Below are 25,113 nucleotides of genomic sequence, written 5' to 3' on the forward strand. Positions count from 1 at the left end.
GCTTCAGTCTTGCATAAAACCGCTAATGCAGCAGGCGCAGCACTTGTGCATGCGGGTGGTCACTGCTCTTGCTTGTTGATGTATCGTCCGGCGCTCGCCAGGACCTCACGCACCTGGAGTTCCAAGCGCTCAACAGAATAATCCTGCTGTAGCCGTTGCTGAGCCGTTGCCACCTGCTTCGCACGGCTTTGACTGTCGGCTATAAGAGTCTCCAATGCTTCTACCCACTCGTTGGTCGTATTGGCCAGCACACCACACCCATCAGCACAGCAGGCATCATAGATAGTTCCCGCTGTGGCAATGACGGCGGTTCCGACCGAAGTGTATTCAACCCACTTGGTGTTCGCCTTCACTGCGTTGAAATCGGTCTTCGCCAGTGGGCAAATACCTATATCCCAGTTTAGCGAAGCGAATTTTTCCAGGAACTCTTCGTAGTTGGGGACGGGGGGGATGACGTTGACCCGTCTTCCAAATTCTTCAAGCGCGGCAGGTTTTGGAATGGAACCAAACAGTTCGAATTCCACCTTTGGATTCCTTCGCATCACCTGGATCAACGCGGGTATCACCGTTTCGAGATCATGGGCATGGTCGAAGCCCATATAGCCGATTTTTCTTACCGGACGATCCACTGCCGGAACAAGCACTTTGCCTGAGCAGTAAATATCACCGACCTTGAAGTTTCCGTTCAATCCATAGGAAACGAAACGTTGCTTCAGCGGTTCAGTCGAGCAGTAAACAAGGTCTACATTTTGCAGTAGGTATCTGACAGTTTCGAGTCTGAGTGGATGATTATGGAGCGCGTATTTTTTCTGGCCTATCTCCATGGGCACATTCAACAGATCGTCGTCGATATGAAAGATGGTGGGGATGCTGGCACGGCGAGCCAATTCGGTGATGTGCTGCGCATGCGGCCCACTGTATCGGCAGAAGACTAGCGCGGTAGGATTGAACTGTGCAATCCGCTTGTTGATCCACTGCTCGACTTCTGCTCCACGCAAACGCTTGCCGAATTGCTCCCTCATCTGCTGTTCGCTTAACAGTTCGGCGGCCAATTCTCCCTGTTCGATCAAGTTGGCCAGGGGCTTGAAGAAACTGAGCTGCAGCGTCGGGATAAAGGCATTGGAAATAAAAAGTACACGCGCGGGGCTATTGGCAGTCCCAACGGTTTTGGACGACATGTTCAGGCCTAAGGTTCGAGCCAGCGAAATCCTTACGGCCGCTTTGAAACTGTTCATATAGCTGCGCATGTGAAATTCTAGACCTTAACACTGCTGAGCGAACGCTCATATTCTTTTATGGCTTTATTGCGAATCCGCTTTTGATCATAGACGCTCTTATGAGGCACATAGCCCGAAAGTTTGTCGGCGGCTTCGTTCTTCTTGTTGAAGAGCGGGCGCAAAAAGCGTGGTATAACGTGGCCATAACGTATTTCGCTGATGAGTGAAGGACGGAAATGACCTTGGGTAATCTCATCCTTTATCGTCTGCAGATCAAGCACCCCGGCCGCGATCATCCTGCGGACCTCATCGAACCACAAATAGCCATTTGAGTTGCGCGTCGATACCCAGGGCTGAGTGCCCATGTCGGTATAGTGGATCAGGCAGGTGTTCGGATCATAGTGTTCGAGGCTGTTCCATTCGAACGGTACGCTGTAGCCCACTTCGCTTTCGGGAAGAATGCACAGCTCCGACATCAATTGCTCATAGTTGTACTGGCCGTCATCCAGACCTTGCACGATTTTTTCCACGTCCCAGTCAAGATTTTCACAGTCCAGCAGCATGACTGCGCACTGCTTTTTCCTGACCTTAGGCGCGTTTTCCTTGGCCATGGTGACGTCGGTAAATTTTACTTCTTCCTGAATCAGAATCTTCGCGCCATTGAAAGGCAGGTTCCACAGGCTGCGGATATCCTGGAATACCAGCATATCGGCATCCATATAGATAGCCTTGCCTTTATATCCGGCCAGCTTCGGAATGCAAAAACGACTGAAAGAAAATCCTGTGCGCTGGCCGTTACGTGGATCCTTTGGGACGGGCACTGGCAGATCGAGCATCGGGATGACTTCAACTTTTGCCGTGGTATGCCGCTTGATTGAATACTCCAAGACGGGAACCGCGAGCAATTGGGAGCGATCGGCGCCGACGTAAACCCGGATGACTTCATCGTTTTCCATGGCAATTCCTTTTATAGCGTCGCTGTCTTGAATTCGGTTTTTGCCCAGTCAGCCAGTTGTTGAACGCCTGACTGGATGCTCACTTGAGGTGACCATTTGAGCTGGCCTTTGGCCGCAGAAACGTCAGCACAAGCATACCGAATGTCACCGATGCGAAATTGACCTGTGACGCTATAGGCATTGTCCGGCAAACCGAGGGCGCGCATCAGCATACGTGCCATATCGAGGATTGTAACGGCTTCCCCACTACCGATATCCAGAATTGTACCGTGTGTTACAGGATTGATACTGGCGCACACCAACGCAGCAACTACGTCGTCAACGAATACGAAGTCCCGGGCGATATCACCATCTTCAAAAATGGCCAACTGCCCACCGGCCAGAAGTTGACGAGCGAAGATGGAAAGCACACCGGTGTAGGGGTTACGCAGAGATTGACCGGGGCCGTAGACGTTCTGGAAGCGCAGGATGGTGGCCTCCCATCCCGCACCTTCGCCAGCCTGGCATAGCAGGTACTCCTGCATCAGCTTGGTTGACGCATAGACCGAAGCCGGCGCGGGCGGCAAGCCTGCATGACTGGCTGATGGTGTGGCTGGTAAACGGGCATTTTTTGGCAGAGGAACACTGAAGTCACCTTCAGCCATATTTTGCGGTTGACGCGGCAGACCGACAAACTCGACCCCGTCCGCATCGCGATAGCCACCCTCGCCATAGACGGCCCGGGAAGCGGCCAGAACCACCCGGCGGGTAGTATCGACGCGGCGAAGCGCTTCAATCAGATGGGTGGCACCCAGGACATTGACAGCGCAGTAACGGGTCGGCTCATCGTAGGACTGACCTGTTCCTGTCTCTGCTGCCAGGTGGTACACCAGTTCCGGCTGCGACTTTTCAACGACCGCGTTGAGCGCTTCTGCATCGGCGACATCACCCAGTACGAAGTGCACGCCTTCGGGGAAAACGGGCGATGCGGGATTGTCACCGTGTACTTGCGGATGCAGGTTGTCGAACACCCAGATCTGTTGATCGGGATCCTGGCGCAGAAGAGCCTTGACCAGTCTGCTTCCAATGAAGCCGGCCCCGCCGGTGATGAGTACGCGCTTGGTCATATGCTTGCTTTCCGGGAAATATTCTGATGGGTCAAAAGGTCGTCCACAATGCGCTCTGCCGCATCGCCCTCGAGAATCATGCGTTCAACATACTGAGCGGAGGCTGCTATCCGTTCCGAGAGAGCCGAGGCATCCAGCGTGGCGAGGACAAAGTGACTCCAGTCTTCGGCGTGGCGAATTTGATGGAGTGGGAAATAGTTGTCGAGTTCCAGAGTGTGAGCAACGATTGCAGTGGGCAAGCTACGTCGAGCTGCATCCAGTGCAACGGTGGAAGGTGTAGTGATGACCGCTTTCATGCGTCCGAGCAGGCTGCCGGCAGTGTAGGCTTCCCAGGCTGGGTCCTTCGGATCTGCAATGACGATATTGGCCGCTGCTGGTTTGTCACCCTTGAATCGTGACGTCAGCCATAGGCCGGCGTGGTGCGGTTTCACCAGAAAGGTAATCGCCGGGAACCGGGCTGCCAGATCGGTCACGCCATCAAGGAAGAACTGGCGGTATTCGTCGCAATAGCGATGCCAATGCAGGTTTTCGAACACGCCTATGACAACAGCTTCCTCATTCAGCAGGTTACTCAAATTGGCTGCCGGTTCGATCGCCGGTTTGGGGCAACCTGCGCTTACACATTTGGCGCGGGTTTCCGGGCGGATATTCGGGTGCAAGGTGTCGTCGCTACCCCACAGGTAGATACGATCTGCGGCGAACATGATTTTTTCGATGAAGTGGACTTCATCGCTGTAGGTCAGCCCCACATTCTCCAGGCCGTGTTGCATGGTTGCAGTAAACAGGCCTGCGCGTTTTGCCTTTTGTGTCAGCGCGTGGGTGAAGCGGTGTGGCCCCAGGTTTGTTTCCGCGACGCTGAGCAGAACCTTTGCATTCGCCGGGAAGGGAGGTTGCGCCGCCCCTTCGCCTTCGGCAATCGCTACCAGGGGGATATCGTGGGCGTGAGTGCTTGCGGCAACGCGAGGCGACTTTTTCAACAGCGAGATGCTGCACCAGGCGGCTACGCCAATCCCTCGTGCTTTTGCTGCGAGCATGACTGGCAGCGCAAGGTCCAGGTCCTGGATCAGGTGCAGGGCGACGATGAGTTCCGGATCGGCAGGTGTCTGCTGTTCGCCTTGAGTAAGAACCGCCGCCTTGAGCACGTCGCTCCACGCAGTGCCAATGACCTCGGGGCTGAAATGTTTCTCGATGAGCTCCAGCCCCTTTGCCACATCCGCCTTGGCGTGGGGGATGCTGGAAAGATAGCGCCGCAGCCCCTGCAGGAAGTCGTCGACCACGATGCTACCGGCGAGGGGGGCCAGGGCGGGCGTGGCAGTCGCGACAACCGGTACGCCACGGGTCAGCGCATGAACGGTACGGTTTGCCGATTTGCACAGGCTGAAGGCATCGCGCATGTTCGGAACAACCACCACCCGCGCCTCGGCCAGGCACTGTTCGACAACGGCACTTGACCATTCCAGATAGCGCGAAGGGATGGCCATGGGTTTTATGTACTTTTCATATTTGCTGCGGTTGTTGCTGACCACAACCAACTCAGCCTGAAACTCGATCGCAGCCTGCTCCAGCGCGCCACGGATCTCAAGAAGGTCCAGCATTCCGAAGCGCGCATGGGGCGCCCCGTGGTTGCCATACCAGAGAATGCTCAATTTGTTGGCGCCGCCCGTGGCGTCGTCGCTAACGGTCGGGTTGGATCTGGGTGCTGCAGGTCTTGATAACTTGCGCACACATTGGGTGGCAGCCGAGCGCAAGATGCCATAGGCCTTACGGCCTTGATGCATCCAGAAACGCCAGCTCAACCCATTTCTGAATCGTGTGAGCTGAGCCTTGAGCAATCCTTTGAACGAGACCGTGCGCAGGGCGCTGATACGACTTCGCACTTTATTAGCTTGTTGCGATAACGAGTTCGCGAGAAGCGTTGACGCCTGTTCCTGAGTTCGCGCCAGGCGCCGTGCACACGCGGAGGCATCGGCCTCCACGCCGTCAGGAATAACATAAACAGGTACGGTGTAGCTTATCTGCTCTCTTATGATCGCCGCCAGCGGCTCAGTAGTGGCGACAATGGCACTTGCATGTTTAGCAATCGCCATGAACATGTCCGACGCTCGAGTCTTGCTGTTCTTGCCATACGCTTCGATGAATATGTTATCGCAGAGGTCAAGGATGACCGTCACTTCCTTGGCGCGGGCCTCCTGGGCGAGGAGAAAGCTCTCGACGGTAAAATTTTTGACGATGACCAGGACGTCAAGGTCATCAAGATCAATTTTGGTTGTATGGGTAAACAACGTGCAGTGGTATTGTTTTTCTTCCAATGCCAACAGCGGTAGAACGGCTCTGTAGCGGACGCTGGCAATGTCGGCGGACAATGATGCGACGCACCAGCCGATTCTAGGCAGAGCGTTATGTGTGCCTGTATTTTTTTTCGTACTATCCATGGACTCTCTGTCTTTCCTCTGTCTTCTTTTGCCCGTACCGCTGTACGCTCAAAAGGCACTGTTTACCCCAGTGTCGCAATAGTCTGAAGACTGGCCGCCTGTCCTTTCCTGATAGCGGACCGTTAAGTAACTTGATGCTTGGTGTTCATAAAAAATCGCCCATGGACCTGTGTATAAATTTGTTTTTAATATGCACTCAAAACTCATGAATGCAGTTATTCGAAGATTGCAACCTGTTGACAGCGTTTCGTCAAAGAGCCAGACATGGGGGATATAAACCGAGTAGTCGCTTGTCGGTAATGGCGAAAGGTATTGCTTCTCATCGATTCTTTGTCTCGGTAGCGATACGGTGGTGGCGCAAGGCTATGACTGCGCTGCGTAACTGAACATTCGAGAGGAATGTCCGGCCAGTAGATATGGCTACCATAGTTTTTCGTTGGCGGATTGTAACATGAGCTTAAGGTGTGAAAGCGCGAGATCCTGCTGAATCACGCGTCATCCGATAGAGGATGACATCGGGCATGACTCCGACTGGCGCAGGCGGCATAAAGAGAGTCAGAGGGTTGCCCCCCTGGCCTCTGCATTTCCAGACCTTTATCCGATGGGCTTTTTCAGGTCCACCAGTACCGAACCAGATGAAAGAAGATCGGTGCGGCGAAGCACACCGAATCCAAGCGGTCGAGCATGCCGCCGTGGCCTTCGATCATGTGCCCCCAATCCTTGACGCCTCGGTCGCGCTTGATCGCCGACATGACGATGCCGCCGGCAAACCCCAGCAGGTTGATCAGCAAGGCAATGAGGAACGACTGCCATGGGTTGAACGGGGTGATCCACCACAACGCGCCGCCAATCAGCGAGGCCAGGAAAATGCCACCGACAAAGCCCTCGACGGTTTTCGACGGTGACAGGTTCGGTGCGATCTTGTGCTTGCCGAACAACTTGCCGCACACGTACTGCAACACATCCGACAGTTGCACTACGATTACCAAATAGGCGATCAAGAGCAGGTTGCGCCCTTCGAAACCGGCAATGTCCAAGGTCAGCAACGCCGGTACGAAGGAGATGCAGAACACCGCGATCATCAAGCCCCACTGGACTTTGGAGGCGCGTTCCAGGAAGTGCGTGCTGTCGCCGCCAAGGGACGCGAGGATCGGCAGCAGCAGGAACACGTACACCGGAATGAAGATCGAAAACAGCCCGTACCAGTCGTAATAGATCAGCAAATATTGCAGCGGCAGCGCCAGGTAGAACGCCGCCACCAAGGCTGGGTAATCGCTGCGCCGGGTGGGCGTCAGGGTGAGAAATTCCCGCAGCGCGTAGAACGACACGGCGTAGAACAACAGGATCACCGCCGCGTTACCCAGCCAGAACGCGATGCCGATCACCAGCACCATGATCCACCAGGCGTTTATCCGCGCATTGAGGTTCTCGATGACCGAGTTCGGTGCGCCTTTGGTCCGCAGCTTGAGAATGAAACCGACCAGCGAAGCCAGCAGCAGAATCGCGCCGATCCCGCCAAACAACATCAGGGTATATCGATCCATGTCAGACGTGCTCCGGGGCCAGCGCCAGCAGTGCGGCGCGGCTGCGTTCAAGGAATTGCTCTTTGCTTTCGCCTTCTTCGATGCACAGCGGCGCGCCGAAACTGGTGGTGCACAGCAGCGGTAAGGGCAGTACGCGGCCCTTGGGCATGACGCGGTTGAGGTTGGCGATCCACACCGGGATCACCTCGACCCCGGGGTGGCTTTTCATCAGGTGGTAGATCCCGCTCTTGAACGGCAGCAGGCCTTCATCCGGGTTACGCGTGCCCTCGGGGAAGATGATCAGCGAGTCGCCGTTCTCCAGCGCATCGAGCATTGGCTGCAATGGGCTGTAGGAAGGGTCCTTGCGCTCGCGATCCACCAGCACGCCGTTGAACACCCGGTTGATGATGTAGCGGCGCATCGGGCTGGTTTGCCAATAGTCGGCGCCAGCGACGGGCCGAGTCAGTTTGCGCAGCGCCGGCGGTAGCGAGGCCCAGAGCAGCACGAAGTCGCCGTGGCTGCTGTGGTTGGCGAAATAGATCCGCTGCACCGGCGTGGGCGCGCAGCCGAGCCACAGGCTGCGAGCACCGGTGACCATCCGCGCGGCGGAGGTGATGAGGTTGGCGACCACGGGTTCGAACATGAGGATTCCTTGTCCTGAGAAACATAAATATCTGCACAACGCTTACTGGCCGGAATACATCACTGTGGCGAGGGGATTTATCCCCTCGCCACAAAAGCCATTCACTTGCTGTTTTTAAACACCCAGGCCCGAGTAGACCAACCAGGGGCTCGCCAGTACGAAGCTCACCGTCAACACCGCTTGCGTCGCCACCAGCCAGGCTTGGCGGCGAAGCAGGCGCATGGAACCGTGGCTGCGCTCGGGCCATGACCGCCCCCCACGCTCGACCGGTTGCAGGCCGAGGTTGGCGAGGGCGGCGTCCAGCGCCTGGGTGCGTTCGGTCAGCGGCTTGTCGGCATCCGCGACGATCTGAAACAGATCGGCATCAAAGGCCACGCGAAACGCCAGATATTTTTCCTGCAGGCCGAGGACGAACACGCCGAAGCTCAGCAACAGCAGCCATGGATCGACGCTGCCCACCAGCCATTGGCCCAGGCCGATCAGCGCCGCGAGCAAGGTCAGTCCGGTGGAGAGCTGGTCCAGCGAATGACCGCGGCGCAGCAGGCTCGCCACGGTATGCAGTTCCATGTCACTGCTCATGACGACTCCCTGAACCTGTGGACATCTGTTCCAGCGCCTGGCGATGAGCCGGGTGCAATACGACACCCGGGCGCGCACGGCGGATCCGGGCGATGGCCGCCTCGACACTGTCGGCCCGACCGCTGTGCAGCAACCACGCCGCCACGACGGTGGCGCTACGCGAATAACCCAAGGCGCAGCAGACCAGTACCGGCCCGTGCTGGCGCAGGTGTTCGAGGGTTTGCGCGGCGCTCAGGCATTGTTCGGCGGTCGGTGCGCTGAGGTCGAGCACCGGCAAGGTGCGATAGGCGATGGCTGAGCTGTCCATGGACAGTTCCGCGCAAAGGTCGAGCACGGCGTTGAACGAGTGGTCCCGCAGTTCTGCCGACGTAGGAATCCGACCGAGCCAGACGTCATCCTCCACCTGGTCCGGCTGCGGATGTTTGCGCGTCCACACGCGGGAATTGATCCACGCCGCCGCCAGATAGGGCGCCAGCAACCAGCGCACCGCCGGGCTCAGCCGGCCATCTTCACGCTTCTGGAAGCCACTGGCGCCAAACGCCAGGTAATTCAACGCCACCATGAGCACCGCGACCGCCGGCCAGATCAGCCAGAGCCACGCGCCGCCGAAGGCGAACGCCAACGTGAAGAACACTGCGGCGCCCACGCCATAACGCAAGGCCAGTCGCAGGCGCGCCGGGTCGCGCGTCAGGCGTGCACTTCGCAGTGGACTCGGTCGGTCCAACGGCCACAGCCAGACGCACAACCAACCGGCCAACGCACCGGTGGGGACATCGACAAAATGGTGTTGGTAAGTGGTCAGTACCGACACGCCAATCAAGGCGAACCAGCCGTGCATCAACCAGCGCCAGAAGCCTTGCAGGTGACGTTGATAGCAGACCCAGAGCACCACCAGCAGCGCGATGTGCAGGGACGGCGCCTGGTTGAATGGCTTGTCGAAGCCGGCCAGCACGTCGAACATCCAGCCGAACACCCCGTCCATTTCCGGCCGCGGAAAGGTGAACGTCAGCGGCCAGAGCAGGAAGCAACTGACGGCTATCACCTGAGCCGTGAGCAGGCGCAGGGCGTGGCGCTTGAGTTCGTCGCGGCTGTTGGGCAGCAGCAGGGACAGGCCGTACAACAAGTCGATCGACCAGTACGGCACGATGGTCCAGGCCAGGAACGGCATGTGGCTTTCCCAAGCGAACACCAGCGTGCCGACATCGTCACGCTGGGACGTTACCCAGGTGGCGAAGCCGTAGGTGCTGAAGAACAGCGGTGCCAGCAACAGTAGCCAGAGCACCGCCGGTTTCAGCAGCGCGGGTTCGCGGACCGGAGCAATGACCGCGCTCATTACTGGACTCGCTGAGCCAGCGAAACGCTGAAGATGCCCCACTCATCGACCCGCAGGGTGATCTTGCGGAAACCCGCCGCCTCAACCAGTTGGTCCATTTCCGCTTGAGTGCGCCGACGCATCACCCAGGCCTGGCCCGCGCGGTGGCTGGTCAGGGCGCGGGCGATCAATTCCAGCTGCGGGTGCCACGGCTGACCGGTGTAGACCAGGAAACCACCGGGCTCGACCGCTTCGGCCAGGCCGGCCAGAGAGCCAGCGACCATCTGGTTATCGGCGAACAACTCATACAGGCCCGACACCACGGCGAGGGTCGGCTTGGGTTCCAGGGCTGCGAGATCCTGACGGTCGAAGGCATCGCCTTTGACGAATCGAGCGATATCGCCCAAACCTTTTTCAACGATCAGCGCACTGCCGTCGCGCACGTTGATGTCGCTGTAGTCGCGCAGCAGGATCGACTCCGGCAACGGGCTGACGCCTTGCAGCGCCTCGAGAATGTAACGGCCGTGTCCGGCGGCGATGTCGACGATGCGCACTTCGCGGTCCTGCTCGCGCAATTTGCCCATCGCCAGGCGCAGCAATTCTTCGACGTGCAACTTGCGTTGGCGAATGCCACGCCAGCCGATGGAGTTCAGGTAGTTCTGGTCGATCATCTTGCCCAGCGCAGACGTGCCGGTGGGCCGGTTGCGATAGACGTAATCCAGGGTACTGCCGGAGTCGAATCCGGTGTCGAAGCCCAGCTTCACCCCGGCGGACAACTTACTGCCAAAACGCATGCTGGCGCGGGTCATGCGCCAGTAAAGATCGCGCAACGAGTTGTGGGGCAACGGCGTGGCCAGGGTTTCGGCTTCGGCGCAGGTCACGCCCAGGCGATCGGCGTCCAGCAGGGAAGGGCGCTCCAGCGGTCGGGCAAAATTTTGCAGGATGAAGCGTCGGGCACTGGCAATCGCCGGTGCGCGATTTTTCTCGCCGAGGGTGTCGTGGAAGAAACCCGGCAGGATGTGTTTTTCCTTTTGCAGGCTGCCCAGCCGCTCGAAGAACTGCTCCTGGGGTTTGCGATGCACCACAAAGTCGGAACCGGAGATCAACAGCTGCGTCGGCACCTGGATTGCCTGCGCGTCGGCGACAACCCGATCGGCGGCTTCGTACAGGCCCAGTAGCACATTCACCGAAATGGCCTTGGTGATCAGCGGATCGCTGTCGTAGGACGCCACCCGCTCCGGGTCATGACTGAGGAACTTCGCCTTGACGTAGCTGTTGACGAAAAAGTTGCCACGGAACTTGCGCATCAATGCCAGGCCCGGACGGGCAAACGGCACGTAGAGCTTGACCTTGAAGGCCGGCGACGCCAACACCAGCGAGCGAATGCGCGGTGCGTAATCGTGGACCCAGGTGGATGCGATCACCGCACCGACGCTTTGCGCCACCACGGCGATGTTCTGTTCGTCGATCTGGTGCGTTGCGCCGATGTGGTCACAAAAGGTCTGCACATCCCGCGCGCTGGTGGCAAAACTCGGGCTGTCGCCGCGTTCGCCAGGCGACTGGCCGTGGCCGCGTGCGTCCCAGGCGAAAAACTCGAACCCGGGCAGATCCAGCTCATCCACCAGATGCGCGATGCGCCCGGAGTGTTCATGGCCGCGGTGAAACAACAACACAGCCTGACGGGGTTCACCCGTCGCGGCCTCGACAGCCGGCCAGTGCCGGTAGAACAACTCCACGCCATCGTGGGTGGTGAACGTCAGTTCCTGGGCTTCGCGCATTGCAACTTCCTTATGCTGAGGGAGCGTTTTCCGACACCTGACTCAGGCCATGACGGACCCGATTGACCAAGGTATAAACCAGCAGGGCGGCAACCACCGCCATCACACCATCAACCCACAGCGCCCCGAGCCAACCCAGGGCAATACCGGTCGCGAGCACGCCGAACACAAAGGCGCGATCACTCTTGCCCATCGGCCCGTCATACCGCCGCGAAGCCCCGACCATCGCCCCCAGCACGCCGGCGTATTCGCTGAACAACGCCAACAGCGTGACCAACAACACGAGCAACAGGCTGGTATCGGCAAAAAGGGCAAAAGGCAGGACCAAGGCAGCGTCGGCGATGATATCGCATAGCTCATTGAGGTACGCGCCCAGATTCGATTGCTGGCCAAACTCCCGCGCCAGCATGCCATCCACCGCGTTCAAGGCCATGCGCAGGAACATCCACACAGGCACCAGGATAAAAACCCACGGATGACTGGCGAACCACGCAATTACCGCCCCCACCAACACCGACACAGCACCCGCCAGAAGCGTGACCTGGTTGGCGGTGACACCCTTGTTGTAAAGACGTTGGACGGTGGGGCGAAGCAAATTCTGAAAGGCGGGTTTGAGTTGATAGATGGAAGGCATTTGAAATGGGATCTCGGCCGAATTCGGGGCTGTGCTTGTGCAGATGCGAGATTACGATAGGTTGAGGCCTTGCAGGTGGGTATTTACTGGGAATGCGCGCGGGTAGGCATCTGCGCGGGTGTTTGCGCTGGAAAACCGACTACAAAAGGACTGCTGAAATGCTGCGAGTGGATTGGCTCATCAACCACATGGATAAATGCAACCTGATGGCTGAGTGGCTTTATCGAGAGTTCAACTACGAATTTGCGCAGCAGTCGCTCGCCAGTTGGGAGGAAGAGTTTGCAGCGGGGCAACGCGATGGCCGCTGGAAATGCCTGATCGCCCTGGAACACGACCAGTTGTTGGGCGGCGCCTCGCTGGCGGGAGACGATCTACCTGAGCGCCCCGACCTCGGCCCTTGGCTTGCTTGCGTATTCACCAGCCCGAATGCCCGCCGCAGAGGGCTTGCGGCGCAGTTGATCGACGGCATCTGTAGCCATGCGAAAGAGGCAGGCTATACCACCTTGTTCCTACACACCCACAGCCAACGGGACTATTACGCCAGGCAGGGCTGGGAAGTGCTGGAGCGCTTCGAGGCTTGGGGCAAAGAGCAATGGCTCATGGCACGGTGTTTATGATTTTTTATAAACGCTAGCCTCCAGCACGCAGCGGCCCGCCGACCGGGACGTACTCGACCGGGGCATCCCCGGACAACGTTTCGATGGGATCTTCGGTGTAGCCGAAGCCTTCCTCCTTCAGATTGATCGAATGCACGCTGTGCTCACGGGCGGTGTTGTCGGTGAGTTTGGTGAACAGGCGGTGATCGGCGGGCTGGGTGAAGCGGTCGCCGGGGTGGAGTTGGGCGAAGGTCAGGGTGGGGTGGTTCATGACGGGGCGCTCCGAGTGATACGTGGTCTCTATGGGATTGAGGGGCGCGTTGGGATTGGGTTCCGTTTTTGCACAATCGAACGCGATGATTGGCTTGGAGTGGGCATCTGGATTTAGGTGCTCCCTTGTGGGAGCGAGCTTGCTCGCGATGGCGGTGTATGAGCTGGAGTCAATTCAACTGATCTGACCCCCATGGCAAGGTTGGTAACATTTTCGTGTTGATCAATTCAGAGCGTTTGCTTTGAATATTTAAATATCCATTACTGGTGTCACAAGCCGTTGCGTAGAGATAGCATCCAGCGCTTGTGGTAATCCAACTGAGCATTGATATCTGTGGCTAGGTTTTTGTCCTCGTAATCAAAAATTTGGACTATGTTCTCGCTGTCTGCGGCTTTCCCCCAACAGACTTCGTAAGCTACTAATCCCATGGCCATTTGCGAGCACATGCGCGAAGGATATACGTTGATTTTTGAACCCTTGCACAGAAATTTAACGTCGGGGAAATCTTGTCTTACCTTGCCTAAGCAACAGTAGTAATCAACGTCAGTGAATGTTTTCTCTGGTTTGCTCGGGATTTTTACTGTCAAGGCTATACCGGCTCTGTTGTATTCAAAGATTGCTTTTTTAAGCCTGCCCTGAAGCTCAATGGTTATTGTTCGGATGGTCAATTTAAGGGGTTTCCTATCTGAAATGCACACCAGTAAACCTGTCTTGGTTGTTACGTATTAAAGGTTTCTATGCGAGGTGGCTTCTGTATTTTTTGCGTAAATTGTTCTGAGAATCTTTTATCCTATCTAAAGTTCGGGATGTCAATGTGTTAAAAACTACAATAAACGAGATTCAATCCACTCCTTGAAAAAAGCTTCTTGTTTGTCCGGGTTGCTAGCCAAGTTGCTATCATCATAATCAAATATATAAACCAAATCGTCGAGTGTTGGAGCGATACCCATGCTGAGTTCATATGCTTTTAGCCCCAAAGACATCTGCGCTGACATGCCGGAGGGGTGAACATTCGTCTTAGAACCCTTACAGAAAAAAATCACATCCGGATTGTCTCGCCGAAGACTCGAAAAGCACTTATAAAAATTGCTGCCCGCATAAGTTTTTTCAATATCGCCTTCTGTGGTGAAAGTTATTGTAATTTTTTTTGAGTCGCACACAAGATGGGTTTTTTCTTTTGTTTTTCCTCTGGATATGTATACCTCTACTTTGGAAATCATTTCTTTATTCTCCTGTTGGGGTTGGGTATGGAATAGCCGAACTCTTTTCCATTTTCAAGTATCAAAGTGGCTCCGAGCACATCTTCATTTTTTATTCGGTCTGGAATTGCAATCTCTTCTTCAGCTCCGAATATGTATGCGGCCCCTAGCTCCTTTTTTAGATCGTGTCCCGGAATTTTTTGCAGTGTATACAAGTACCCTATTCTTGTATGATCGTTGGTGGCAAATTTCTTTCCCACATTTCTAGACGGGGACGTACTAATGTAATAACTAGGAGGCCAATCACTGTCTATAGAGTGCAGAAAAAGGTCCTTACTGTTACCTTTGCTTTTAAACCCATTCTCAAAAATATCTTCGGGATTTCGCTCGTCACCGCGATACAGAAAATCCTCTTCTTTTTTAGGAACAGGTAGCTTAGGTTCTGTTTGGCCAACCGCAACCTTCGCCGCCGGATCCTGCTCTCCAACGACGGGCTTTTTACACCCATCACCCGGACAGTCGTCCAACCCCAACGGATCCACCCACCCCGTCGGGTTCAGGGTGTACCGATACCCATTGAGCCCACCCGCCAGCTTGCTCGGATCCGCCGTCAGATACCGCCCCGTGTCCGGATTGTAGTAGCGATGCCGGTTGTAGTGCAGGCCGCTTTCCAGGTCGTGGTACTGGCCTTGGAAACGCAGCGGTTGGGTCAGTTGTTTGCCGGCGCCGTGGGCGAGTTTGGTGAGTTTGCCGTAGCCGGTGTAGCGCGCCGCCCAGACGATTTCGCCCTGGTGGCTGGTCAGTTCCTGCGGTGTGCCGAGGTGGTCGTTGTGGTAGTAGAAGGGCGTGGCGTTTTTCGGGCCTTGGCCTTCGAGCAGGGCGAGGGGGCGGAAGGTGCCGGGCTCGTAGACGTAGCTTTGGTAATGATGGTCGCTGCTTTCGGCGATGAGCTGGTCGCCTTGCCAGATGAATTCGGTGGTCTGGCCGTCCACGGTCTTTTCGATGCGTCGGCCGAAGGCGTCGTAGCGGTAGGACGTTTCGTTGCCGTCCGGGGTGGTGAGGCCGATCAGGCGGTGCTGGCTGTCGTAGCGGTATTCGGTGACCAGGCACCGGGCTTTGCCGCGGCGCTCGCGGACCAGGTTGCCGTAGGCGTCGTAGTCGTAGTGGCAATCGCCCTCCATCAGCAGGCGGTTGCCCTTGAGGGTGGTCGGGCCGGGGCGGTCGTGCAGCAGCAGGTTGCCGGCCGGATCGTGGGAAAAGTGCTCGGGGGGCTGGCTGTGGGCGTAGTCGATACGCAGCAGGCGATCTTGCGGGTCGTAGTGGTAGGCGCGTCGGTTTCGGTTGTTGGACAGCGTGGCGAGGTTGCCATTGGCGCTGTAGGAATAGTCGCGCCAGAACAATTGCTTCTGCTGGGTCTGCCATACGGTCTGGGCCTTGAGGCGGCCCTGTTCGTCGTAGCTGTAGTCGCTGAGCAGCAGGCCTTGCTGGCGCTGGCGCTCGCGGGTGCCGGTGAAGCGGTGTTCGGTCAGGCACTCGCCGTTGAGGTCGATGGCCAGCAGCGCGCCGCCGTAGAGGTGGCGGTAGTTGAGGGTGCTGCGGTCGGGCAGGCGGCAGTAGGTCAGCCGGCCGGCCTCGTCGTAGCGATAGTGCAGGGTGGCCCAGCCCTGGTGTTCGGCGACGAGGCGGTCCTGGTTGTCGTATTCGTAGGTCAGCGGCCAGTGGCCGTCGTCGACGCTGACCAGCCGGCCGAGGGCGTCGTAGCGGTACTCGACCGGTTTGCCGTCGGGCAAGGTCTTGCGCAACAGGCGGCCGGCGCTGTCGCGCTGGTAAGCGGTGAGCTGCTGGCTGCCATGGGCACCGAACTCGGTCTTTTCCAGCAGGTGGCCGTTGAGATCGTAGGCATAGCCGGTGCGCTGGCCGTCGAAGCCGGTTTCCTGTCGGATCAATCCGTTGGGCGTGTAGGCCAGCTGATATTTTTCGCCGGATTCGTTCTCGATTTCGGTGAGTAACAGCCGCGCCGAGTCGTAGCGATACTTCAGTTCGCTGCCATCGGGATTGAGCCGCCGGCTGATCAGGTGCAGGTCGTCGGCGTATTCGTAGCGGGTGATGCGCCCCAGTTCGTCGCGTTCGGCGGTGACCTTGCCGTAGGCGTTGTAGCTCCAGGCGCGGGTGGCGCCGGTGGGCAGGGTGGTTTCCAGCAAGCGGCCGACGGCATCCCACTGGTAGTGGGTAATCGCGCCATGTTCGTCCTTGCGGGTCAGCAGCCGCCCCAACGTGTCGTAGGAAAAACTCCGCTGGCTGTCGTCGGGCAGGGTTTCTTCAGTCAGCTGGCCCTGGCTATTGCGGACAAAATGATGGGTGCCGCCGTCCGGGTAGCGGATCGAGAGCAGTTGCCCCTGGGCGTCATAGGCGTATCGGGTGCTGTGACGATCCGGATCGATGGCCTCGACCACATCGCCCTGGGCATTACGCCGGTAGGTCCACACGGCTTTGCCGCGCTGTCGGGCGTGCAGGAAACCGTTGCGGTATTCGTAGGACGTCGGCTCGCCTTCAGGCGGAATCAGCGCCACCAGCCGTCCGGCTTCGTCGTAGCGGTATTCGGTGACCGCGCCCAGCGGATCCTGCTCGGCGGTCAGCCGACCCTGCTCGTCATAGGCCTTGAGCTGTTCGCCACCAGCGGGATCGACCTGGCGCACCAACCGTGCGCGGTCATCGTGAACGTATACTTCCTGGCTGCCGTCCAGATGCCGGACCGTGACGCTGCCGTCTTCGCCCCAGCTGTAGTGGCTGTCCATCTGCGCGAAGGACGCCCAGTGCCGCACGCAGCGCGCCGCCGGGCCGAGGCCTTGCCATTCCCAGTAGAAACTCGCGCCGCCGGCCAGTTGCCGCTGGAGGATGACGTGCTGGTCGTCGTAGTCGTAGCGCTCGCTTTCGCCAGCGGCATTGGTCGCCTCGATCAGTCGGAAACGGCCGTCGTAGCGGTAGGTCACCAGCGTCTGTTCGGTGCGCCAGGCTTCGTCCGGATGCTGTTGCGGGTCAAAACTCTGATAGTCGATGGCGACCAGGTGGCGATGCTCGTAGCGCAACCGCAGGCCGCGCCGGGCGCCGTTGTCCAGGCGGCTGATGTCGCCGTAGATGTTGCGCTGGACGGTCAGGCGGTTGTCGTACCGATCGCTCAGCGCTGTCAGATGCCCGTCGCGAAAGTGCAGGAAAGGGGCGTCTTCGCCGGGCTGGGCGATGATCAGTTCGTCCGGCTCGCGGCTCAGGTAGATCGCCGCGCGGGCCAGGCTGTTGTGGATCGCCGGGCGCTGAAGGCTGGGGCGAGGAAAGCTGGTGCGGCGGTTTTCCTGGTCGATCCAGATCACCTGCTCACCCTCGATCACCAGGCGATGGGCCAGGCCATGGCTCCAGCCACGGCCGAGGCCGATGTCCAGCTCGGCGGCGCTGGTGCGATAGAGGCGGGTGAAAATGAACGGCAAGCGCCCGTCGAGGGTGCCGTCCTCCAGGGTCAGCAGTTCTTCGCCGGTGACCATCGACACCGGGCAGCCGTCGGTGCGGGTCTGGGCGGCGCTGTCGGCGGGGTCGCCGTTGGGGTTCTTCGATGGGGTCGGGGCGTCGTCGTGGGGTTCGTACTTGCTCAGTCGTGCAGCGGCCTGGGACTTTTCCCGCACGATCGGAGCCGGGTGTCTGACCGACAGCGGCGCGGAATCCCCCGTGGTGATCTGCAACGGCGTGACGGGCGCCGGCCCCACCGACGGCCCTCGGCCACCGATCACCAGCGGTTTCAGTACATCGGCGTGTTTGTCGAGGCTGCCGCCGCCGAGTTGGCCCAATCGCTGGCTGGATACCTGCAACCACTCGCGGGCGCGTTCCGAGCGGACATGGCGCAACACTTTGCCGGTCAGGCGCAGACCCAGACCCAGGCCGCCGGTAAAACGCGCCAACAGAAAGTTGATCAGAATGGCGGCGCGTATTTCCCCCATGACTTCAGCCATGTACTGCGGCGGCAACATCCGCAGCCAACTGGTGAAGGCCGCCGTGTAGACCAAGAGCAACGGCTCGTCGCTCAAGATCATCAAGGCTTTGGCTATAGCCTCTGCCGGGGCTTTCAGCAGCTGCTCAAGCTCGAGCTCGGTGAGGTACTCCAGCAACTTTTCGCTATTGGCCTGCAGGTCCGCCAACAGATCGAAGACCTGCTTGATGTCGTCCCATAGCCCATGCAGCGCGTTTTCAAAGCCGCGCAACTGAGCCTGCTGCAATACGTCGACGCGCTTGAGGAAACTGCTTTCGGAAAATTCCTTCCACAGTGGTTGAAACTCGTTCCACTCGGCTTTCAGCCAGCCTTCGAGCTCGACGATCACCTGCTGGTAGGACGCGTACAGTGCCGTGACGTGATCGGTCGATAGATCAGGAAAAAAGGTGATGCGATAACGCCGACCGCGGTCGCATTCAGGTATTTCCAGGATGCCGCTGGGGCCGATGTCGTGACGGACTGCCTCGCCAAACGTTTCCTTCCCCGGCTCGCCGCCAAGGATTGGCTCCAGCATCACCGGCGTGTCGCCGATCGGCACGAAACGCGAGGCCTGGAACATATGCACCAGCGTCAAAGGGCCCTGCGCCGGACACCGCGCCACCATAGAGCTGACCTGCTTGCCGCCGGTTCTTGCAGGCGCCAGCGCCACCTCGCCGCCCACCTTGAACGCCTGCTCGATGTCCAGCGTCCAGCCGGCCCAGAAATCTTCCGCCCAGGTGTCGTAGTCGTTCAGGCACTGGCGGAAATCCTTCAGCACCCGCTCGACATCGGGTTGGTCCGAGTCCATGGCCGCCATTACCAGCGAGCCAATGACGTTGCCCTGGGCTAGGATTTTCTCGTAGAAGGGCATGCAGGCATCTCGCGGCGCAGGGTAGGCGCGAGACTTTGCCGGGGGCGGCGAAGGAAATAAGTCAGGAAAAGAAGCAGCGCGTGTAGGGCGTTTCTTTAATTGGCACTACGTCGTCAGTGGGCAAGCCGAAGCGCTGAAATGGAGGCGACTCAGCCGAGGGTGTTTATCAGGCTCGTGGGATCTGGAAGGGGGCCGACGCAGCCTTGCGCCTTTGCCTACGACTACGCCAGAATCGGCCGGCTTGTGCGGCTTGGGGTTGGTCGGTAGCTTGGGTCCTGTCACTGCTCATCAGTGATCGGGTTTAGTCGCCCGTCTCAACCTAAGGCGTACCAAGTCCCCGTCGGACAGGCTTTGCTGTTCCTGTAATGATGGTGGCTGTGCGCAGGGCGCCCCCGGGCGCGCCGGGATTCTTAGGTTCACCGGTCGACTAACCTGCGCACAGCTGCCGCCCTCTCGTTTAGTCGCGAGGTGGTTGCAGCGTCACTTACAGGAACCTAAGTCAATTGCCAAAATTACACCGAACTCCCCAGCTACAGAGGGACATGAGTCTCGCGCTAAGTCTGCTCGCAACAAGAAAATCGATGATGAAACGTCCGACAAGCCCGACGCCTTATTTACCGTCGCACCTGATGTGGATATGGAGTGCCTGCTCGCTAACCTGAGCGAAAGCCCGGCTTCTGCCAATGCGATGATCAATGATCTGGCGTTCGACCTGGAAGGCTCGCGACGGCATGTCGCGTTGGGGATCTTGCAGTTGATTGAGCTAAGTGAGTTGTTGGCGAACCGGGCTTTAGATGTCGTTGAGATGAGGTAGGGCGGGGGGTTGGCTGCCCGCCAGGCGTAAAAAAGGTCTTGCTTGGCAAGGCCTTTTTACATCCGAATACCACGAAACGACGAGCGCTCAGAGCGTGAAACAACCTGTTGAGCTGAATGACTTGCCGTTGACGGTTGAGGCCTGGAGGGGTTGAGGGATTGAAGGGAGCAACTTCATTACGAATCGTCTTCCATGGACTTGCCGCTTGCCAGCTCTCGCTCGATCTGTTCAATGCTAGGCAGGCTGGTTTGTAGTTCCGCGGGCAGAGACTCCACCAATTGGTATTCAGCTACACCGATGGGACGTGCGCTATCACGCAGCGCATATTCAGCCACTACCTTATTCTTGCTTTTGCACAGCAGAAGACCAATGGTCGGGCCGTCCTGAGGGTGTTTGAGCTGGGCATCCACTGCGGTGAGGTAAAAACTTAGCTGCCCCAGATGTTCGGGTTTGAACTTGCCTGCCTTGAGTTCGATCACCACGTAGCAGCGTAGCTTGAGGTGATAGAACAACAGGTCGATGAAGAACTCGTCGCCGCCTACATCCAGCAACACCTGTTGACCGACGAAGGCAAAGCCTGCGCCTAGTTCCAGCAGGAAATCGGTGACATGTTTGACCCCAGTTGTGCTTGATGGCTTCGGCGGCATACCAGCAGCGGGTTTCAGGGTTTGGCAGTTTGTCCAGCAGCGCCAATTGGTGGTACCAAGGCAATTGTGCAAGCACCCCTTGCACAAACACTGCGTCAGGCCACGCCTCAGCAAAGGCACGCATGTACTTGAGGTTACGTGGGGAGAAGCCTTTCATATCGGGAAAGGCTACGTAAGTCTCGAGACAACCGGTCGATTACCTTGGCTCCCCAACCCTGTTGTGTTTGCCGGATCAAAATATCCTGACCGATCTGCCAATAGAGCAAAACCAGTTCGCGATTCACTGCCAATGAGGCGCGCTGCTGCGCATTGTGAATACGGCTCTTGAGGTCAGCCAGCCAGTCGCCATAACCTTCCGGGGGCATGCTTAGGCTAACAGGGTGTTCGCTCATGCTTTTCTCTCATGATTCAGGGGGCGACAGGCAGAAATCATAAGCGTCATGCAGATGAAGACGTTCGTTGCCCAGTCAGTGGCGGGCTATAAGGTCTGATCATTTTGTTGGCAGTGACGATCGAAGACTAAGCTGCGCATTTATGAGGCGCAAGCGGGTTGTGTCCTTTCGGAAATTTCACTCAGTAAAAAATGAAAATGCTTACTTTGGGTCTTTATTACTCATCGACAGAGAAAGTGTCAGCATCGCGAACACTGTGTATGAATTTCCACCAGACATTAAAAAGCCGGCTTATGGCCGGCTTCTCGTTGACTGATTCAGTTCGTTTTTGACAAACCTTACCAGCCTTCAAAACGTACATCCGGCTCTTGCGGCCGGCTGTGGGACTTGGTCAGAAAGTGATCTGCCTTGTCGGTGCGAGGCTTGGGCTCGCAAATGTGGGGCGCAGGATACGCGGGTTTGCTTCGGAATCCCAGTGGTAAGTGGCGTGGAATCATTGGGTTAGGGTGATTCTGATAGAAAGCAGGGGGCTGCTTTGCAGCCCAGCGGGGATAAATCCCCTCACCACGAAGACTGTGGCCACAGCCCCTGCTCTTGAGTGGATCAGTCGAACACCTGCGGTCGTTTTTTCGAGAGGGTGGACCACCAGAAGACCCAGCCGATCACGCGGATGTTCTGGGCTTCGATCTGTTCGGCGCTGAAGACTTCGTCGGGGTAGGCGGCGCTGTTCTGGCTGCGCAGGCGCAGTCGGTTGCCGGGGATGCGGTGCAGGTATTTGATGCGGAGCATGCCGTCGTGTTCGAGGGCGTAGATCTGGCCGTCGACGACTTGGGTCAGGCCGCGGTCGATGGCGACGGTGGAACCGTCTTCGATGCGTTCGGCCATGCTGTCGCCGACCATGGTGATGCAAATGACGTCGTTGGGGTTGATGCCGAGGGATTCGAGGTGGCTGCGGGGCAGACGGATGGACTGGTCGGGGTCTTCGATGATGTGCGTTGTGGTTTCGCCGGGGGCGATGGGCGCTTCCTTGTGGAAGGGCAGTTCGATGTCGAGGGTTTCCGGCACGCTGTAGACGCCCTGGGTTTCCGCGGCGTCGTAGGTAATGCCCGGGCCGAGTCCCAACGGGGTTTTCGGGCCTTCACCGCTGGCGAGCCATTCAGAGCTGACGGTCAGCATGCGGGCAATGTTGTGGATGCGCCCCGGCGGGATGCCGCGGTTGAACCAGTTGTTTACGTGCTGCGACTTCACGCCGTAAAGCCTGGCGAAGTCGACAGATCGGATGTTGGCTTCTTTGAGAAGGGCTCTGAAGCGATCGCCGCTGGATATGATTTTCATAAACGGAAAGTTTAGGGCCGACTGTGTTTTCAGCAATAAACATGTCGTTCCGATTTATAAGATGATCTTTCCGTTTGCCTGAATGTAACTAGGCAGGTTAAACATAAATAAACAATTGGACGGCCATGTTAATACTTTCACGTATTAAGCGGCATTAAGGCATAAAAAAACCCCGGTGCATACCGGGGTTCTTTTACTTGCAGTTTCAGCCCTTGTAGGCGGCAACCGACTTGGTGATCGCTTCGCGGGCGGCGTCGGCGCCGGCCCAGCCTTCGATCTTGACCCACTTGCCTTTTTCGAGGTCTTTGTAGTTCTCGAAGAAGTGTTCGATCTGCTGGATCAGCAGGGCTGGCAGGTCGGTGTATTCCTTCACGTCGACATACAGTTGCGACAGTTTGTCGTGTGGTACCGCGATGACTTTGGCATCGCCGCCGCCGTCGTCGGTCATGTTCAGGATGCCGACAGGACGGGCGCGGATGACCGAGCCTGGCGCAACCGGGTAAGGGGTCACGACCAGTACGTCGAGGGGGTCGCCGTCGTCAGCCAGGGTGTTGGGGATGTAACCGTAGTTGGCCGGGTAGAACATCGGGGTGGCCATGAAACGGTCAACGAACAGGCAATCGCTGTCTTTGTCGATTTCGTATTTGATCGGGGCGTGGTTGGCCGGGATTTCGATCGCGACGTAGATGTCGTTCGGCAGGTCTTTGCCAGCCGGAATCTTGCTGTAGCTCATTGGGCGGTGCCCCCGTTAGTTGACCAGATGACTGGTCGGATTGACCAAAAAGTGGCGGCGATTATAGGCATATTCGGCCGCTGTTGCCACGCTACCAGGGTCTTAGGCTTTGTACGAAAAATGCCTGCGCGACGATCATGCTGCGTTGAAAACAGGCTCGGAATGCTCATTGACAACCGTCAAGTCGAGCGCGACCCCGGCCGTTCCTCGCCTGTTTTCGCCTTGCCTGATCGCCGCTCGGCGACTTTTCGTACAAACCCTAGAGACCTTAGTATGACGCCTGATAGACCGGATCTTCGGCCTGAAGTTGCCGCAGCCGGGCCAACGGATCCTGGCGGTAGAACGCCTTGAGCTGTTCGTACACCTTTGGGTAGGCCTGATGCAGCAGGTCCGGGGCGCTGAAGAAGTATTCGCTGGTGACGGCGAAGAACTCCGCCGGGTTTTCCGCCGCATAGGGATCGATGGCGGTTTCTGCGTCGGGGTTCAGGTCGAGTTGGCGGTTGAGGTCGTCGAAGGCCTCTTGCATGGCTTGCGCCCAGTCGCTGACGCGCATGTCGGCGTGCAGCGGGGGCAGGCCGTTGGCGTCGCCGTTGAGCATGTCGAGTTTGTGCGCCAGTTCGTGGATCACCAGGTTGTAGCCTTCCCAGCCGCCGCTCGCCATCACGCCGTCCCAGGCCAGGATGATCGGGCCCTGGGGCCAGGCTTCGCCGCTGTGTTCGCCGTCCCACTCGTGTTCGATGCCGCTGGCGTCGCGGTAGCGCTGGGGGCTGAGGAAGTCGTCCGGGTAGAGAACGATTTCGTGGAAGCCCTGGTACCAGTTCAACTCGCCGAGGTGCATCAGCGGCAGTTGCGCCTGGGCGGCAAGCAACAGGCGTTGTTCCTGGTGCAGTTCGACGCCGGGCAGGGCGGTGAGGTGTTTGTCGTGCAGGAACAGCACGCTGGCGTCACGCAGCCATCGGTCTTCCTCGGCACTGATACCGTCGAGAAAGCTCAGTTGATGGCGCACCCGCTGCCAGGTTTCGTCGGCAACGGGGTGTTTGGCCAGGGTGCGGCGGCGACGCCAGGTGCTGAGAGACCACATGGCCGATCAGCGCGTCTCGGCTTTCGAGCCGCGCTGGCTCATTTTGCTGCGCACCAGGCCGATGATCATCGGCAGCAGCGACAGCAGGATGATGCCCACTACCAGCAGCGACAGGTTCTGCTTGATGAAGGGCACGTTGCCGAAGAAGTAGCCGAGGGTCACCAGGCCACCGACCCAGAGCACAGTGCCGAGGACGCTGAAGCCGAAGAAACGCGGGTAGGGCATTCTGCCGACGCCGGCGACGAAGGGCGCGAAGGTGCGGATGATTGGCAGGAAGCGCGCCAGGGTCACGGTCTTGCCGCCGTGTTTGTCGTAGAAGTCGTGGGTCTGTTGCAAGTAGTCGCGGCGGAAGATTTTCGAGTTCGGGTTGCTGAACAGCTTCTCGCCGGCGGTGCGACCGATGAGGTAGTTGGTGCTGTCGCCGAGGATTGCCGCGAGCATCAACAGGCCCCCGAGCAGCAGCGGGTCCATGGCGCCACCGGCTGCCACGGCGCCAGCGATGAACAACAGGGAATCGCCTGGCAGGAACGGCATCACCACCAGGCCGGTTTCACAGAAGATCACCAGGAACAGGATGGCGTAGATCCACGTCCCGTAGTTGGTCACCAGCATGTCGAGGTAGACGTCGAGATGCAGAATGAGGTCGAGTGGGTTGAAATCCATGAATGACACCTTGGTGGCGGCCCGGCTCGGCGGGCTGGTGGGTCTGGCTTGGAGTAAGACTACAGCGTGTGCAGCTTTTTCTTACAAGCCGGGAAGATCGGAATTATACGGGGTGGAGGGTGATGAGCGGGGGGAGTTTGTAGCTGGGGATTTCGAGACTGGCGAACAGCTTGTGACGAGATTGAGTACCTGTGGCGAGGGGATTTATCCCCGCTGGGTTGCGCAGCAGCCCCAAAACCTGAGCACGCGGTCACCAGGTTAACCGAGTTGCCTGCTGTCGGGACCGCTTCGCGCTCCAGCGGGGATAAATCCCCTCGCC

At 58.2% G+C, this 25,113-nt stretch carries 20 protein-coding genes and 1 pseudogene; 2 read left to right on the forward strand and 19 right to left on the reverse strand.

What is annotated here, in order from left to right; all coding sequences use genetic code 11:
- Nucleotides 1-59: 59 nt before the first annotated feature.
- The 10 genes from J3P96_RS03560 to J3P96_RS03605 all read right to left on the reverse strand — a co-directional run bounded on the left by J3P96_RS03560 (nucleotide 60) and on the right by J3P96_RS03605 (nucleotide 12,180).
- Nucleotides 60-1,247 (reverse strand): glycosyltransferase family protein, encoded by a 1,188-nt coding sequence (locus J3P96_RS03560; RefSeq protein ID WP_434655376.1) that lies wholly within the window; start codon nucleotides 1,245-1,247, stop codon nucleotides 60-62.
- A gap of 8 nt (nucleotides 1,248-1,255) precedes the next feature.
- Nucleotides 1,256-2,173 (reverse strand): glycosyltransferase, encoded by a 918-nt coding sequence (locus J3P96_RS03565; protein ID WP_434655378.1) that lies wholly within the window; start codon nucleotides 2,171-2,173, stop codon nucleotides 1,256-1,258.
- 11 nt (nucleotides 2,174-2,184) lie between these two features.
- Nucleotides 2,185-3,279 carry an NAD-dependent epimerase/dehydratase family protein gene (locus J3P96_RS03570; RefSeq protein WP_434655380.1) on the reverse strand — a complete coding sequence of 365 codons (1,095 nt, stop codon included), beginning with the start codon at nucleotides 3,277-3,279 and terminating at the stop codon, nucleotides 2,185-2,187.
- Complete coding sequence (locus J3P96_RS03575) at nucleotides 3,276-5,711, reverse strand: hypothetical protein (RefSeq protein WP_434655382.1); 2,436 nt, start codon at nucleotides 5,709-5,711, stop codon at nucleotides 3,276-3,278. The genes J3P96_RS03570 and J3P96_RS03575 overlap by 4 nt, the downstream gene beginning before the upstream one ends.
- A gap of 611 nt (nucleotides 5,712-6,322) precedes the next feature.
- A complete protein-coding gene (locus tag J3P96_RS03580; protein WP_135847378.1) occupies nucleotides 6,323-7,255 on the reverse strand; it encodes a phosphatidate cytidylyltransferase in 933 nt (310 codons plus the stop codon).
- A 1-nt stretch (nucleotide 7,256) separates the two neighbouring features.
- Entirely contained in the window at nucleotides 7,257-7,877 is a 621-nt protein-coding gene (locus J3P96_RS03585) for a lysophospholipid acyltransferase family protein (RefSeq protein WP_305498533.1), read from the reverse strand.
- 114 nt (nucleotides 7,878-7,991) lie between these two features.
- Nucleotides 7,992-8,456 carry a hypothetical protein gene (locus J3P96_RS03590; RefSeq protein ID WP_434655385.1) on the reverse strand — a complete coding sequence of 155 codons (465 nt, stop codon included), beginning with the start codon at nucleotides 8,454-8,456 and terminating at the stop codon, nucleotides 7,992-7,994.
- Nucleotides 8,446-9,789 carry a phosphatase PAP2/dual specificity phosphatase family protein gene (locus tag J3P96_RS03595; RefSeq protein WP_434655388.1) on the reverse strand — a complete coding sequence of 448 codons (1,344 nt, stop codon included), beginning with the start codon at nucleotides 9,787-9,789 and terminating at the stop codon, nucleotides 8,446-8,448. The genes J3P96_RS03590 and J3P96_RS03595 overlap by 11 nt, the downstream gene beginning before the upstream one ends.
- On the reverse strand, nucleotides 9,789-11,546 hold the full coding sequence (locus J3P96_RS03600) for a bifunctional alpha/beta hydrolase/class I SAM-dependent methyltransferase (protein WP_434655391.1): 1,758 nt from the start codon (nucleotides 11,544-11,546) through the stop codon (nucleotides 9,789-9,791). The genes J3P96_RS03595 and J3P96_RS03600 overlap by 1 nt, the downstream gene beginning before the upstream one ends.
- A 10-nt stretch (nucleotides 11,547-11,556) precedes the next feature.
- The gene (locus tag J3P96_RS03605; RefSeq protein ID WP_434655394.1) at nucleotides 11,557-12,180 is read right to left on the reverse strand and encodes a CDP-alcohol phosphatidyltransferase family protein; all 624 of its coding nucleotides are present in this window, start codon (nucleotides 12,178-12,180) and stop codon (nucleotides 11,557-11,559) included.
- A gap of 158 nt (nucleotides 12,181-12,338) precedes the next feature.
- On the opposite strand from J3P96_RS03605, the gene J3P96_RS03610 reads away from it, so the two are divergent.
- On the forward strand, nucleotides 12,339-12,797 hold the full coding sequence (locus tag J3P96_RS03610) for a GNAT family N-acetyltransferase (protein ID WP_434658082.1): 459 nt from the start codon (nucleotides 12,339-12,341) through the stop codon (nucleotides 12,795-12,797).
- Between the two features lie 13 nt (nucleotides 12,798-12,810).
- On the opposite strand, the gene J3P96_RS03615 is transcribed toward J3P96_RS03610, so the two are convergent.
- From J3P96_RS03615 to J3P96_RS03630, 4 genes are all read right to left on the reverse strand, one after another.
- Nucleotides 12,811-13,047: a hypothetical protein gene (locus J3P96_RS03615; protein WP_434655396.1), complete on the reverse strand. Its 237-nt coding sequence runs from the start codon at nucleotides 13,045-13,047 to the stop codon at nucleotides 12,811-12,813.
- Between the two features lie 269 nt (nucleotides 13,048-13,316).
- Nucleotides 13,317-13,715, reverse strand: coding sequence for a hypothetical protein (locus tag J3P96_RS03620; protein ID WP_434655398.1), 399 nt, complete (start codon nucleotides 13,713-13,715; stop codon nucleotides 13,317-13,319).
- A 156-nt stretch (nucleotides 13,716-13,871) separates the two neighbouring features.
- Complete coding sequence (locus tag J3P96_RS03625; protein ID WP_434655401.1) at nucleotides 13,872-14,267, reverse strand: hypothetical protein; 396 nt, start codon at nucleotides 14,265-14,267, stop codon at nucleotides 13,872-13,874.
- Complete coding sequence (locus J3P96_RS03630; RefSeq protein ID WP_434655402.1) at nucleotides 14,264-19,129, reverse strand: RHS repeat-associated core domain-containing protein; 4,866 nt, start codon at nucleotides 19,127-19,129, stop codon at nucleotides 14,264-14,266. Before J3P96_RS03630 ends, J3P96_RS03625 begins: the two co-directional genes overlap by 4 nt.
- Before the next feature lie 502 nt (nucleotides 19,130-19,631).
- On the opposite strand from J3P96_RS03630, the gene J3P96_RS03635 reads away from it, so the two are divergent.
- Nucleotides 19,632-19,943 carry a DUF6124 family protein gene (locus J3P96_RS03635; RefSeq protein ID WP_434658084.1) on the forward strand — a complete coding sequence of 104 codons (312 nt, stop codon included), beginning with the start codon at nucleotides 19,632-19,634 and terminating at the stop codon, nucleotides 19,941-19,943.
- Between the two features lie 176 nt (nucleotides 19,944-20,119).
- Here J3P96_RS03635 and J3P96_RS03640 read toward each other — a convergent pair.
- From J3P96_RS03640 to J3P96_RS03660, 5 genes and pseudogenes are all read right to left on the reverse strand, one after another.
- A pseudogene (locus tag J3P96_RS03640) lies at nucleotides 20,120-20,982 on the reverse strand (PDDEXK nuclease domain-containing protein).
- Between the two features lie 603 nt (nucleotides 20,983-21,585).
- Complete coding sequence (locus tag J3P96_RS03645) at nucleotides 21,586-22,317, reverse strand: LexA family transcriptional regulator (protein ID WP_434655403.1); 732 nt, start codon at nucleotides 22,315-22,317, stop codon at nucleotides 21,586-21,588.
- Nucleotides 22,318-22,522: 205 nt separating this feature from the next.
- Nucleotides 22,523-23,050 carry an inorganic diphosphatase gene (gene ppa, locus J3P96_RS03650; RefSeq protein ID WP_024780093.1) on the reverse strand — a complete coding sequence of 176 codons (528 nt, stop codon included), beginning with the start codon at nucleotides 23,048-23,050 and terminating at the stop codon, nucleotides 22,523-22,525.
- Between the two features lie 268 nt (nucleotides 23,051-23,318).
- A complete protein-coding gene (locus J3P96_RS03655; protein WP_434571575.1) occupies nucleotides 23,319-24,131 on the reverse strand; it encodes a zinc-dependent peptidase in 813 nt (270 codons plus the stop codon).
- A 6-nt stretch (nucleotides 24,132-24,137) separates the two neighbouring features.
- Nucleotides 24,138-24,794, reverse strand: coding sequence for a DedA family protein (locus J3P96_RS03660; RefSeq protein ID WP_305498554.1), 657 nt, complete (start codon nucleotides 24,792-24,794; stop codon nucleotides 24,138-24,140).
- Nucleotides 24,795-25,113 lie beyond the last annotated feature (319 nt).

It is taken from the genome of Pseudomonas sp. R3-56, from assembly GCF_051132075.1.
GTDB lineage: Bacteria > Pseudomonadota > Gammaproteobacteria > Pseudomonadales > Pseudomonadaceae > Aquipseudomonas.